Source organism: Lysinibacillus sp. NPDC056220, assembly GCF_049315265.1.
Lineage (GTDB): Bacteria > Bacillota > Bacilli > Bacillales_A > Planococcaceae > Lysinibacillus > Lysinibacillus pinottii.
On the sequence record NZ_JBMOXD010000003.1, the window covers coordinates 683,160 to 695,444 of the forward strand.

Consider the following 12,285-nt stretch of genomic DNA (forward strand, 5'->3'; position numbering starts at 1 on the left):
ATGCTCTTTTTTAAATTATAGCTTCTTTCTAAACAAAATTCGACTGATTACGCAAATTCCTTTACATTGTTTTCTATCATTGGTATGGAACGACCAAAAGCAGCTACATCATCGTGTAGCTGCTTAACACTTAAGTTGTTACCTTTAATACTGTTTTTATTTTTTGAATGACACCGCCTGAGCTATATGTCAGTACACTGCGTTTATAGAACGATAAACTAAATAGGTACACGACTATAATCGTTGCGATTAAAATACCTAGAGATAGCAATGGCACTATACCCCCGATATCTGTAGCACCTATCCTCATTGGCATAATCATTCCTGATGTTAACGGGATATAAGAGAATATTTTAATGATGATTGTATCTGGATTACCCATCCCTGTTAGCATGACATAGAAGCCGATAATCGTAATAATCATGGCCGGCATTAATACTTGACCTGCTTCTTCAACTTTCGATACTAATGAGCCGAATAATGCGCCAATGATAAGATATAGGATAACCGTTAGCAATAAGAATACAATGGCATAGATAACGTAACCAACTGACAGCTCTTTGACAATGTCAGCCGCCATATCCCAAACAATTCCGCCTTTTACGAGTTTAGCATAGATGAGGAATACTGCTGCAAGAATACCCATCTGTGTTAAAGCGAGTAATAATACACCTGCAATTTTTGCTTTAAAATGAGTAGTTGGCTTGACACTTACTAAAAGCATTTCCATTGCTCGTGAGCCTTTTTCAGAGGCAATTTCAGTCGTAATCATAGATAGGAATGTAGAAATAAAGAAATAAATTAAAATCCCAACTGCATAGGAAACAACTAAGCCTGATTGCTTTTCTTCTTCACTTTTCCCACCCGTTGATTCCTCATTTAAGTTTTTAGTGGAAATCGTCGTTTGAGCCGCCATAATTTGTGCTGCCTGCTCAGGTGATAGTGATAATTGCTGAACCGCATAGTGCTGACCAGCATATTGCAATAAGGATGACAATGTCGATTGATCGTTTAATTTCAATGGTGTAAACGTAGCAATTTCTGCTTGTAGCTGACCGCCTTGATCCTTAATTGTCACAATGGCATCTAGCTTGCCGTCCTTTACCTTTTTTTCAAGTGCCGGTATATCCTTTTCATCTAGGATAAAAGCCATGTCCCCATTGGAAACAAAGATACCACTTAAATCAGCGGACGTATCATTGATAATGGCAATTTGCTGTGCTTCATCATCACCTGTAAAAAGCTCTTTAATTTCAGACCAGAAAACAGCTACAGACATTACAAGTACATATAAACATGTCATTAAAATAAAGGATTTTGATTTTATTTTTGATTTATATAATTGTTTCATTAATAAATTAAACTTCGACAACATTGCCACCTACCTTATCTTTAAAGATTTCATCTAATGATAAATAATCCAAGCTGAATTTTTCGATATACTTCCCATTGGAAAGCTGCTCAAAAATACTTTGGGCATAGCTTTCATCCACTAATGTAAGAACGGTTTGTTCCTTCTCTACACGTACTTCCTTGACGCCTTCTAACGCCAATAGCTGTGTGGTTGACCAATCTGTTCTTACGGCCAGTTTTGTTTTGCCATATTGCTTCTTTAAATCTAGTAGACTACCAGAGAATAACGAAACACCTCTTTTTAATAGGCATAAGTGATCACAAAGTTCCTCAACATTATCCATTTGGTGACTAGAGAACAAAATGGTTGTACCCTGTTCCTTTAAAAGGAGAATGGCATCCTTTAATAAGTCTTTATTAACCGGGTCCAATCCACTAAACGGTTCATCTAAAATTAAAAATTCAGGTTTATGGATAAAGCTGGCAATAAGCTGTACTTTTTGCTGGTTTCCCTTTGATAGCGTTTCAGCCTTATCTTTACGTTTTTCCTCCAGCTCAAAACGTTGAATCCAAAAATCAATTTCCTTTTTCAGCTCCGCCTTTTTCATCCCACGTAACTCACCAAAAAAGTATAACTGCTCCTCGACTTTCATCGTTGGGAAAATACCTCTTTCCTCTGGTAAATATCCTAGGACATCTCGGTTAATCGCATTAACTGGCTGACCATTCCATGTAATTGTACCTGCTGTTGTCTCCTGTAAATCTAAGATCATACGGAAAGTGGTTGTTTTCCCCGCACCATTTTGGCCAATTAGACCAAAGATTTCACCTTTTTCAATCGTAAAATCCAATCCATCTACAGCCGTAAAATCCTTATACTTCTTCGTGACATGCTGTAACTGTAAAGTCATGTTGTCATCCTCCTTACCCTTCGAATATATGTAAATTTTCCTTCAATCTTTTTTTACGGTTTGCATTTTTTAAAATAGAGATACACACCATTATGGATACGATAAAATTTAAACACCCTACACTGGTGTTGACTACTTTTAAAGATGGCCCCCACGTTCCTAACGAAAGATTATAAAGACCAGCCACTATATTGACTAGCAACAGTACGATAAAAATACGATTCATCGATTTTATATAGCTAATTTTAGAGGTAGTATCTGAGAATAATTCAAATGGCCCCTCTGCCTTTGGTTTTCGGTAATATGCCCAACCACCGAATTTGTACACACATTCTATATTCATCATCTCTAGAAACTCAAAATAATCCTTCGATTTCCTATTCACAAATTCATTTCGATAAATATATTGTTGTGGTGTTCCTTTTTCAAAAACAAAAAAACCTACAATTGCTTTTTTAAGATTCCACCCCCGATCTGCCATTTCATTGACCCACCGTTCTTCCTTTTCATAATCTACAAAAAAACGGTAAATTCTTTTTTCCATCCTCTCACCCCTTATAGGAAGTTCTTTCACTATTTTCTGATTTCCCAGAAAATAATGGACGTCCACTAATCTGAAAATATATTTAGCTCTTTCTTCAATCGATTGCGTACACGTATAAGCCTATATAATGGGAATGAGAATAATAGGACAAATGCATATGGATTAATCATTAATCGATATGTATGCATATTATTCAGCTCCTCTCGTTATACGGATACCATTGTCAAAAAGTTCCCTTAATCTTAAAATTTCGTATTCAACTACCTTTTCTCCAGTTTCTGTAATTACATATTCTTTCTTTCGACCGTCATCGTCGAGCGCCTCAATCCAGCCTCGTTCTAGCAAAGTTTTAATGGCCCCATAAATGGTACCAGCGCCTAAGCGTACTCGCCCACTGCTCATTTCCTCTACTAATTGCATAATGCCATAACCATGTCTAGGCTCATATAAAGCTAATAAAATATAATATACGCCTTCAGTTAACGGCGGATGCTCCTGTGTCATACAATCCCCCTTTATATCGTCCACCAATATATCGTCAGCCGATACAAATAAAATATATCAGTCGTCGATATAGTTGTCAATATTCTTGTTGACGATTATTTCATTGAAATGGATTATTATGTTGCAGAGAAGCATGCACTGTGTTAACATGTAAGTGATTACTTGCATGAAAGGAAGTTTATGTTTGACAACAAAGGGAACCGCAGAACGAATCATCGAAGCTGCTCTACAATTGATTAGCGAAAAGGGCTATACTGCCGCAACAACGAAAACGATTGCTGAATTAGCAGGCGTCAATGAAGTTACACTTTTCCGCCATTTTGGCAATAAGCGTGGCCTCTTGAAAGCCATAGTTGAACAATTTTCGTATTATCCTCTTTTACAACAGGAGATCCATCAAAATGTTACGTGGGAATTAGAAAAGGATTTATTAAACTTTTCTTTAAAGCATTTTGAATTCTTAATGTCGATTAAAGATTTGGTGATGATTGGCTTTAAGGAGTCCATTCAGTTTCCTGAAATCAGTGAGGAAATTGCAAATATCCCTCTTTTGATCAAAAAGGAACTCTGCCAGTACTTTCAAGAAATGCAACAGCGAGGGAAGATAAGAGAGGTTGATTTTGAAGCTGCCGCATTATCGCTTATTGCGCTTAACTTTGGCCATTTTATGTCACGTGCACGTCTTGGTACTATGGTGTCTGACATACCAACCGAAGAACTATTACAGACAAGTGTTGCTATTTTTTCTAGGGGACTCGTTTCCTAGAAAAAATTTTTCCTTCCAATGCAAGTAAGTACTTACTTTATAAAGGGGTAGTTTAACAATGAAAGGTTTACAAACTTTATTGAGCGTTCGTGAAACATATATTGGCATTGTTGCTGCGATTGCCTTCCAATTAATTTTCTTTACAATTTGGATGACAGCCTATGACGGTGTCAATGAGCGAGCTGATGAATTATCGATAGGCTTCGTTGTGGAAGATACGGGGATGGGACAACAAATTGTAAAGGATATGGAGGACAACATTCCATTTACGGTAAAAAAATATTCCTCGTTGAAGCAAGCAGAGCATGCCCTAAATGAACGCCAAATTAATATGATTATGCAAATTCCCGCAAATTTTACGAATCAACTTCAGACTGGAGAAAAAGCAGAAATCATCTATTCGATTAATCAGGCCAATGCTAGTATGGCCAAAAACATGATGGATAGTGTCGCTAAGCAATTAACAGAAGAAATGAACCGAATGCTCTACCCATTACAACAAAATCAGGCAATCGAGGTTTTTTCCCAACAATTTGCACAGCTTCCTTTTGAGCAAAATACCTCCCAGCAAATAAACGCATCTGTCCATACAACCATGATGTCAATTAAAGATCACGCCGTCGATGCTACTATTCTTAAAACGAATGATGTGAAGGGGTTTGCAGCAAACTTTATCCCACTTATGGTCATTATATCCTCCTTTGTAGGGGCAATGGTGATGATTATGCAACATCAGCAAGCCGCACAAAAGGTACAAAGTATTCTCTCAAAATGGCAATTGTTCTTTGCACGACAGCTGCTCAATGTTGGAGTAGCTCTTACTTTACCATTCCTTACAATCGGTTTAATGCATCTATTTACTATTTCGAGCAATGAAAGCTTTCTATCCATCTATCTCTTCCAATCTGTGATGTTCCTAGCTTTCCTTTGCCTAGCCCAGGTTTTCGTCATTCTTTTTGGAAATATCGGCATGGTCTTCAATATTTGTGCCCTATCCCTCCAACTAGTAACCTCTGGAGTGCTCGTTCCGAAAACCATGCTATCTGAAGGTTACAAGCAAATAGCTGCTATGCTACCCGCTTCTTACGGTGCCGATGGCTATTACACCATTATTTTCGGAGGAAGTGCCGATAATTTGCTACAAAATAGTAGCTCCTTAGGTATCATCATACTTGTCACTCTGACAATCGCTACAGTGACCGTAGCAATAAAACCCGCACTTGCTAAGAGTTCTAGTTAGTTGTATTTTATAGCCCCTAGGCTCTGTTCCTTCGTTGATGGACAGAGTGGGGGGCTATCCCTTTTGAGCATTTTATCCACCTCTTTTCATGCTCGATCCATCACTTTCTGCGTTTTATTCACCTCTTTCTGCTCTACCCACCATTTCGAACATTTTTCAGTATGGCAGCTAGCTGCTGATTTAAGACGGTCACGCTGTCGCTAAAGTCGCCACGGTACCATTGGATAATGAGTCCGATAATCGCGTTTGCTTGGTAGGCGCTATAATAATCAATTGAAATCGATGCTGTCATTTGATGTTCGTGATGCAGGGTGATATCTCTCTTTAGCAATGAGTAAATTCCATCAAACAGCATGTAATAATACGTTAATGGAACGTTTTTGGAAAACACAATTCGATAAAACATTTTAAAGCGTTCAATATGGTGAAAAATACGAATTGTGTCTGGATCTAGTTGGTGTGTATCCAATGTTGTCACGGCACGGTAAGGTTCTTCGTAGGACTGGTATAAATCCTCCATAATCTCTTGAAAGTATTCTTCAAAGAGTCCTTCTTTTTGCTCGTAATGCAAATAGAATGTCCCCCTATTCACCTTGGCCTCTCTACATATTTCCGCAATAGAAATCTGCTCCAATGGCTTTTGACTAAGCAGTGTCAATAAAGCTGAGTGTAAGGCTTGCTTTGTTTTAATAACTCGTAAATCTGTTGTAGACATTTTTTCAGCTCCTAAGTAAACAGTTTTTCCAAAAGTGTTGATTACTCAACACATCCAGATATTTTGCATATTGAAATCGCTTTCATATTTATTATATGATTTTAATGAACAGATGTTCAATATCTATAAAAAATAGTATGAGGAGGTCTTTGAGATGAGATTAGAAGGTAAAGTAGCCATAGTCACAGGTGCAGCTTCAGGTATGGGGAAAGCTATAGCAGAGGGTTATGCAAAAGAGGGTGCTAAGGTTGTCGTTTCAGATTTAAATATAGAAGGTGCCCAAGCTGTGGTGGAAGGCATTCAAGCGGCTGGGGGTACAGCTTTTGCCATTCAAACAAATGTCGCATCAACAGAAGACTTACAACGTTTATTTGATGAAACAAAAAGGTACTTTGGTCAATTAGATATTTTAGTCAATAACGCCGGTATCATGGATGGTATGGAGCCAGTCGGGGAAATTTCTGATGAACGTTGGGATAAAGTATTTGCGGTTAATACAACAGCCGTGATGCGCTCCATGCGTATGGCAACAGACATTTTCCTCGCCCAAGGACATGGTGTCTTTGTCAATAATATTTCCGCTGGTGGCTTATATGGTGCACGAGCAGGAGCTGCTTACACTGCGTCTAAACATGCCGTTGTTGGATTAACTAAAAATACAGCCTTTATGTATGCGGATAAAAATATTCGCTGTAATGGGATTGCACCAGGGGCAGTTATGACGAATATCGCCTCTTCCATGACAAATATGAGTCAAACAGGTGCAGCACGCCAATCACTTGGTTTATCGATTAATCCTCGTGCTGGTCAACCTGAGGAAATTGCCCAATTAGCTATTTTCCTTGGCTCTGATGAAGCAAGCTTTGTGAACGGGCAAGTTATTGCGGTAGATGGTGGCTGGACAGCTTACTAATATAGTAAAACAGCACGCACAGCTATCATTTTCTGTGCGTGCTTCTTTATTATTATAGTACTTTTTTAGAAGGAATTAGAGCTCCAAGTAATGCTCCAATGATTGCTGGCAATATCCACCCTAATCCAATATCATAAAATGGTAAGATTGATGAATAAGCCTTCTCTACAGCATCCAATACACGTAATTGTGCTTCAGGTATACTTGCCACTAAAGCTTTATAGCCGTCAATTACGCTAATGAAAAATGTGAAAATCATGGCGATGGCATACACCGCTTGCTTATTGTGAAAGTACGATGAGCTAAGAGCCAGTAAAATTAAAACAATCGCAAGTGGATATAGGAACATCAGCACTGGGATGGCGAATTGTATAATATTGTTTAATCCGAAGTTGGCAATGACAAAGGATACGAGACACAATAAAAAGACAAACCATTTATAGCTTACTTTCGGAAACACTTCATGGAAGAATTCACTACATGAAGTGATTAAGCCGATACTTGTCTTTAAACAAGCGAGCACAATGATAACGGCTAATAAAATAGCACCGAACGAACCGAAATAATGATCTGCCACTGCGGAAAAAATTAATCCCCCATTCTCAAAGGTACCTACCGCAGAAATACTGGAAGCGCCCATATACGTAATCAGGCCATAAATAAGCATCATTAGGGCCATTGCAAATATACCTGACGTCCATGTCGCCTTTGCTATTTCCTTTCGATCGGAAATGCCTGCACTTTTAATTGCATTAATGACCACAATCCCGAAAGCAAGGGAAGCTAAAGCATCCATCGTATTATAGCCCTCTTTAAAGCCTGTCATAAAGGCAGCATCTATATAATCGCCCATTGGTTGTTGGAAATCCCCCATTGGCTTTACGATACTCGTAATAATTAAAATGAATAATACAATTAAAAAGGCTGGTGTTAAATATTTACCAATGTAATCCATAATTTTCGCTGGATTTAACGAAAAATAATAAACGATGGCGAAAAAAATGAAGCTAAACACGGCCAGCAATAATGTAACATGCTGTGCTTGAATATAAGGCTCAAAGCCCACTACAAATGGTACGGTCGCAGTACGTGGAATGGCAAAAAACGGGCCAATTGTTAAGTAAAGGGCTAGTGAAAAGACAATACCGAAGATGGGGTGAACACGGCTCGCTAGATCGCGCAAACCGTTACTACCTGATAAGCCAATCGCTAAAATTCCTAAAAATGGTAGGCCGATAGCCGTGACTAAAAATCCGATTAACCCAAGCCAAAAATTGGTCCCTGCTAGTTGACCTAATTGGATTGGAAAGATAAGGTTCCCTGCTCCAAAATACAGACCGAATAACATAGTGCCGATGACTGCATAGGTTGAGAAAGGTATTTTTTGTTGCATAATTGATGTGCTCCTTAGAAGTTTTTAACTATAGCAAATTATTTTAATCGAATGATTTTTCATTACAATTCAATTATGTTATCAAGCATTTATTATAATTACAATAGTTTTTTTGAATATAGTAAACTTAGTACAAAAAAAAGAGCTGTCCTCTGACAGCCCCTCCTTAATTTGCAACTGACCACTCAATATGATCTAAAAATTTATAAACATCTTCATATACTTTATCACGTTCTTTATCCAACGTAATTATATGACCTGAATTTTCATACCAAATGATTTCTTTGTCATCAGTTTCTACAGTATTTAAAATGAAAGGTGCACTTTCCTGATAAAGCTCATCATCCAATGACCCTTGTAGTACTAATGTTGGAGCTTTAATCGTTGATAAATCATCTCGTGTTTCAGTCGTTAAACGTGTTACACCATCTAATGAATCTTTTGGAGAAATACGTAATTCATGTAATTCTGAAATAATTTGATCTTTTGATTTATTTTCGAAATGTTTATATAAACGAGCATAGTGGTACAAACGTGTAAATAAGCCTTTTGAGTTATCTCGTGTAATCGGTGCACACATCGCTACACATGCTTTTACTGGAAATGTCTCTGCAACCTTCAGTGAGAAAACACCACCAAGTGAAATGCCAACAACTGCGATCTCTTCATAGCCTTTACTTTGAAGGAAGTTATATCCTTCTACAACATCGTTCCACCAGTCTTCTGGTTTCGTTTCTAATAGTGCTTCTGGTTCTACTCCGTGCCCACTATAAATCGGTGCATGAACGGTATAACCTCGTTGAGATAAAAATTCTCCTAGCTTTTTCACATCTTTTGTGCTACCTGTGAATCCATGCAATAATAGTACGGCTTTTTTGCCTCCCTCAATTGTTAGAGGTTGTGGCTTTGTTAACTTCATTTTAGGATATCCCCTTCACGGAAATTATTAATTGTGTATTTTATGTGTCTATCTTAACACCCTTTATTCATAATGTACAATTTATAGTTTTTATCAAATCAATGTCTACCATGCATGAATGATGTCAACTTAACACCTGTACTATCACACTTTCTGCTACTTAACTTTTCCATTCTTCTAATTAAAAGCGACGTCTGTTTAAAAAGTTTTTGCCACCTATACTTCCTCTTTGTTTCCCGTTATAATGCAGTTAACTTAAAAATTACGAGAATAGAGGTGAAAAAATGGAGTGGCAACAATTAGAATATTTTGTAACCGTTGCAAAGTTAGAACATATGACACGTGCTGCCGAGGCATTGGCAATTTCACAGCCAGCGTTAAGCCGTTCAATTTCAAAGCTGGAGGAAGAACTAGGTGTCCCGCTTTTTGATAGGCAGGGGCGTTCCATAATGCTCAATCGCTATGGTGAACTTTTCTTATATCGTGTACAACGAATGCGTAAAGAATACGAGAAAGCAGTATTAGAATTACAAGAGCTTAATAATCCGGAGCTTGGGGATGTGTCACTCGGTTTTTTACACACTCTTGGGACTAGTATTGTACCAGACTTAATTCGTGCTTTTCGTCAGAAGCACCCCCATATCCGTTTTCATTTCACACAAAATTACTCACATTCTCAGTTAAAGCAATTGCTTGCTGGCGAATTAGACCTATGCTTACTAGCAGCGATTGATACAGAGCCTCCCGTTAGCTGGAAGGAGCTATGGCGAGATGAGTTATTTATTATGGTTCCGATTGACCATCCTCTTGCCCATCGCAAAAGCATAAAAATGAAAGAATTGGAACATGAGAACTTTGTGCTTATGAAAAAAGGGTATGCCCTCCGCCGCTCAGCTGATCGCTTGTTACATGCTGCGGGCATTAAGCCAAAAATCTCTTATGAAGGTGATGAGGTTTCTACCATTGCAGGTTTTGTGGGTGCAGGACTCGGGGTATCATTGCTTCCTGATGATGAGGATTTGAATCCGAAAAAAATCGTCAAAATCCATGTAGAGGATATGGTTTGTGAACGTATTATTGGCATGGCCTGGATTGACAATCGTTATTTGTCCCCATCTGCACGCCAATTCCAACAATTTGTCTTTGATTTTTATGAAAAGAAAATGTCTCCTCCCTCTCAGGAAAGCTAAAGCGGTAGGTTGCCCAATGCAGCCTACCGCTTTTTATTATACGTCTATATACTTCACCCTACAGGAATGAAAATCCGTTAAATCTCCTTCTATCTGCAAGAAGCCTTGCTCAATCATAGTCATTATTCGTTTCATCATGAATTCATCACTAATATAATCATCCAAGGCAACACTAATAGTACTGATTATAGGCATAAGTAAAAGCCATTCTTCATTATATTGTACATGCAAATCCTTCACACTGGCAATGATGAGCGTATCCAGTGCATCTTCCTCGACATGTACAATACCCTCTTTCCACAATCGGAGTGGACTTGAATGCTCTTTAAGGTCTTCCCATTCCTTGGCAAGCTGTTGACATTCCTGAACTGAAAATCGTTTTGCGTAAGGACGAAGCTTCATCAGCATTTCTGAGGAAAGCTCTCCTGTATGACGAATATCGAGATGAGGTTGAATTTGCTTCAGTCCATCTGTTACGTCAATCCCATAAACCATGCTACATTTATGAATAAACTCACTCATAACATAGCGTAGACCAATCTGTTCATGTGTATTTTGACTATACCAAACCCAAACATCCACATCACATGGCAGTTCGGCCATTTTTTTCTTCCAGCTTTCATACATATCTACGTATAATTGCTGTTCTTCATTATCCTTCAAAATATGAGTGTTTAACCATACTATGCGCTCTTCTAAGCTGTGAAGAGGTCCAAAAGAGAAATCATCATGAACACTTAAAACTGATTCATTACGTTGCAAAAGATGTTGGCGTATAGCAAGCTTCATGGAACCCTGGGTTGCTAAGCTAAAAGTTATATGTAAAATAGCCATGTGAATTCCTCCTACTGTTATGCTAATGGCAATCTGTATCCCGATAAATGTAAAGAGGATACCTTGAACCATATTAATTGCTTAGCCATCACAGGCGTTCCAATCATGACGGATCTAACTTTCCCTGCAATCATACTAAACAATAAAAATATTAATAATGCTTGTACCTAAAAATACTATACCCAAAATCAGCGTTTAAAACCCAATATGTTCAAATGATGAATTGAAGACTGTGGTAACAATGCAAAGAAAAAACTATCCCTTTTCTATATCATATAAAATAAGATTACGAGGTAAATGGGTCTCCTTTATCGAAATGACTCATTGCATCATGGAAATCTCCAATAATGCCCTTCCTTCACTGCTTTCAGCAAACTATTTTCATTATACTACATGCCGTACTTGCCTTTAGCTGTAAGTTTATGACTTTATTAAATTTTTTTCGTGAACATACGTTTCACCATTAATGCTCGCTTAAACAACACTTTTCTTCTTTATTCCATTATAATAGAAGAAACTCATGATACAATAGATGAATTCAATAAGAGGTGATTATTAGTGGCAGTTAGTGATATTGTTTCACTGTATGAAGATGAGCACGGTGAGGTGTACTATAAAATGAAGTCCCATGACATTGAGGTGAAAGCTACACAGAATACAGGCTTAGCTCCTGTAATCACTTATTGGATGAATGACATAGATATTACGGACTCTATTAGAGATTTACGCTTTAGTCCACGTCCACCATCTAGCTATATTCAAGATTACGAGGAATTTCAAGCAATGCTTTATGCGAAAGAACAACGTGCCATTAACAAGCTTTATGAACAAATGAGCATAAAGCCAAAAAACATGTCCTCGGGAAAACAAGTACTATGGAGTTTCTTTGTAATGTTGCTAGCAATGCTCCCTCTTTTCATCGCCATTTGGTGGTTTAAATAAAAAATTCATGCCCTTTCTATCTTTTTTTCTCAATTTATCAAAACTTTCAAGTAATTTCCCT

14 protein-coding genes are annotated in these 12,285 nt (G+C 37.9%); 5 read left to right on the plus strand and 9 right to left on the minus strand.

Annotation, left to right across the window (positions count from 1 at the left end; translation table 11 throughout):
* Positions 1 to 130: 130 nt before the first annotated feature.
* From ACOZBY_RS13640 to ACOZBY_RS13660, 5 genes are all read right to left on the minus strand, one after another.
* Complete coding sequence (locus ACOZBY_RS13640; protein WP_422762480.1) at positions 131 to 1,375, minus strand: ABC transporter permease; 1,245 nt, start codon at positions 1,373 to 1,375, stop codon at positions 131 to 133.
* A complete protein-coding gene (locus ACOZBY_RS13645) occupies positions 1,359 to 2,264 on the minus strand; it encodes an ABC transporter ATP-binding protein (protein ID WP_036161280.1) in 906 nt (301 codons plus the stop codon). The genes ACOZBY_RS13640 and ACOZBY_RS13645 overlap by 17 nt, the downstream gene beginning before the upstream one ends.
* A gap of 13 nt (positions 2,265 to 2,277) precedes the next feature.
* Positions 2,278 to 2,808 carry a DUF2812 domain-containing protein gene (locus tag ACOZBY_RS13650; protein ID WP_099805968.1) on the minus strand — a complete coding sequence of 177 codons (531 nt, stop codon included), beginning with the start codon at positions 2,806 to 2,808 and terminating at the stop codon, positions 2,278 to 2,280.
* Positions 2,809 to 2,873: 65 nt separating this feature from the next.
* Entirely contained in the window at positions 2,874 to 2,996 is a 123-nt protein-coding gene (locus ACOZBY_RS13655; RefSeq protein WP_012293897.1) for a hypothetical protein, read from the minus strand.
* A 1-nt stretch (position 2,997) separates the two neighbouring features.
* Entirely contained in the window at positions 2,998 to 3,312 is a 315-nt protein-coding gene (locus ACOZBY_RS13660) for a PadR family transcriptional regulator (RefSeq protein WP_031419577.1), read from the minus strand.
* A 166-nt stretch (positions 3,313 to 3,478) separates the two neighbouring features.
* Between ACOZBY_RS13660 and ACOZBY_RS13665 the strand changes: the two genes are divergently transcribed.
* Positions 3,479 to 4,078: a TetR/AcrR family transcriptional regulator gene (locus tag ACOZBY_RS13665; protein WP_012293895.1), complete on the plus strand. Its 600-nt coding sequence runs from the start codon at positions 3,479 to 3,481 to the stop codon at positions 4,076 to 4,078.
* Positions 4,079 to 4,136: 58 nt separating this feature from the next.
* Positions 4,137 to 5,318 (plus strand): YhgE/Pip domain-containing protein, encoded by a 1,182-nt coding sequence (locus tag ACOZBY_RS13670; RefSeq protein WP_099805969.1) that lies wholly within the window; start codon positions 4,137 to 4,139, stop codon positions 5,316 to 5,318.
* A gap of 133 nt (positions 5,319 to 5,451) precedes the next feature.
* Here ACOZBY_RS13670 and ACOZBY_RS13675 read toward each other — a convergent pair whose 3' ends face one another.
* On the minus strand, positions 5,452 to 6,033 hold the full coding sequence (locus ACOZBY_RS13675; RefSeq protein ID WP_012293893.1) for a TetR/AcrR family transcriptional regulator: 582 nt from the start codon (positions 6,031 to 6,033) through the stop codon (positions 5,452 to 5,454).
* Positions 6,034 to 6,187: 154 nt separating this feature from the next.
* Here ACOZBY_RS13675 and ACOZBY_RS13680 point away from each other — a divergent pair, with 154 nt between their 5' ends.
* A complete protein-coding gene (locus ACOZBY_RS13680; RefSeq protein ID WP_031419571.1) occupies positions 6,188 to 6,946 on the plus strand; it encodes an SDR family oxidoreductase in 759 nt (252 codons plus the stop codon).
* Between the two features lie 52 nt (positions 6,947 to 6,998).
* On the opposite strand, the gene brnQ is transcribed toward ACOZBY_RS13680, so the two are convergent.
* Positions 6,999 to 8,339, minus strand: a complete 1,341-nt coding sequence (gene brnQ / locus ACOZBY_RS13685) for a branched-chain amino acid transport system II carrier protein (RefSeq protein WP_289449205.1) — start codon at positions 8,337 to 8,339, stop codon at positions 6,999 to 7,001.
* Between the two features lie 166 nt (positions 8,340 to 8,505).
* A complete protein-coding gene (locus tag ACOZBY_RS13690; RefSeq protein ID WP_031419567.1) occupies positions 8,506 to 9,258 on the minus strand; it encodes an alpha/beta hydrolase in 753 nt (250 codons plus the stop codon).
* 284 nt (positions 9,259 to 9,542) lie between these two features.
* Here ACOZBY_RS13690 and ACOZBY_RS13695 point away from each other — a divergent pair, with 284 nt between their 5' ends.
* The gene (locus ACOZBY_RS13695; RefSeq protein ID WP_099805972.1) at positions 9,543 to 10,448 is read left to right on the plus strand and encodes a LysR family transcriptional regulator; all 906 of its coding nucleotides are present in this window, start codon (positions 9,543 to 9,545) and stop codon (positions 10,446 to 10,448) included.
* 36 nt (positions 10,449 to 10,484) lie between these two features.
* Here ACOZBY_RS13695 and ACOZBY_RS13700 read toward each other — a convergent pair whose 3' ends face one another.
* Positions 10,485 to 11,282 carry a DUF1835 domain-containing protein gene (locus tag ACOZBY_RS13700; RefSeq protein ID WP_197224951.1) on the minus strand — a complete coding sequence of 266 codons (798 nt, stop codon included), beginning with the start codon at positions 11,280 to 11,282 and terminating at the stop codon, positions 10,485 to 10,487.
* Positions 11,283 to 11,840: 558 nt separating this feature from the next.
* Here ACOZBY_RS13700 and ACOZBY_RS13705 point away from each other — a divergent pair.
* Positions 11,841 to 12,224 carry a hypothetical protein gene (locus ACOZBY_RS13705; RefSeq protein WP_012293886.1) on the plus strand — a complete coding sequence of 128 codons (384 nt, stop codon included), beginning with the start codon at positions 11,841 to 11,843 and terminating at the stop codon, positions 12,222 to 12,224.
* Positions 12,225 to 12,285 lie beyond the last annotated feature (61 nt).

Coding starts and splice junctions, on each gene's coding strand:
- ACOZBY_RS13640 (WP_422762480.1), bottom strand. CDS start 1,375: ATGTTGTCGAAGTTTAATTTATTAATGAAACAATTATATAAATCAAAA.
- ACOZBY_RS13645 (WP_036161280.1), bottom strand. CDS start 2,264: ATGACTTTACAGTTACAGCATGTCACGAAGAAGTATAAGGATTTTACG.
- ACOZBY_RS13650 (WP_099805968.1), bottom strand. CDS start 2,808: ATGGAAAAAAGAATTTACCGTTTTTTTGTAGATTATGAAAAGGAAGAA.
- ACOZBY_RS13655 (WP_012293897.1), bottom strand. CDS start 2,996: ATGCATACATATCGATTAATGATTAATCCATATGCATTTGTCCTATTA.
- ACOZBY_RS13660 (WP_031419577.1), bottom strand. CDS start 3,312: ATGACACAGGAGCATCCGCCGTTAACTGAAGGCGTATATTATATTTTA.
- ACOZBY_RS13665 (WP_012293895.1), top strand. CDS start 3,479: ATGAAAGGAAGTTTATGTTTGACAACAAAGGGAACCGCAGAACGAATC.
- ACOZBY_RS13670 (WP_099805969.1), top strand. CDS start 4,137: ATGAAAGGTTTACAAACTTTATTGAGCGTTCGTGAAACATATATTGGC.
- ACOZBY_RS13675 (WP_012293893.1), bottom strand. CDS start 6,033: ATGTCTACAACAGATTTACGAGTTATTAAAACAAAGCAAGCCTTACAC.
- ACOZBY_RS13680 (WP_031419571.1), top strand. CDS start 6,188: ATGAGATTAGAAGGTAAAGTAGCCATAGTCACAGGTGCAGCTTCAGGT.
- brnQ (WP_289449205.1), bottom strand. CDS start 8,339: ATGCAACAAAAAATACCTTTCTCAACCTATGCAGTCATCGGCACTATG.
- ACOZBY_RS13690 (WP_031419567.1), bottom strand. CDS start 9,258: ATGAAGTTAACAAAGCCACAACCTCTAACAATTGAGGGAGGCAAAAAA.
- ACOZBY_RS13695 (WP_099805972.1), top strand. CDS start 9,543: ATGGAGTGGCAACAATTAGAATATTTTGTAACCGTTGCAAAGTTAGAA.
- ACOZBY_RS13700 (WP_197224951.1), bottom strand. CDS start 11,282: ATGGCTATTTTACATATAACTTTTAGCTTAGCAACCCAGGGTTCCATG.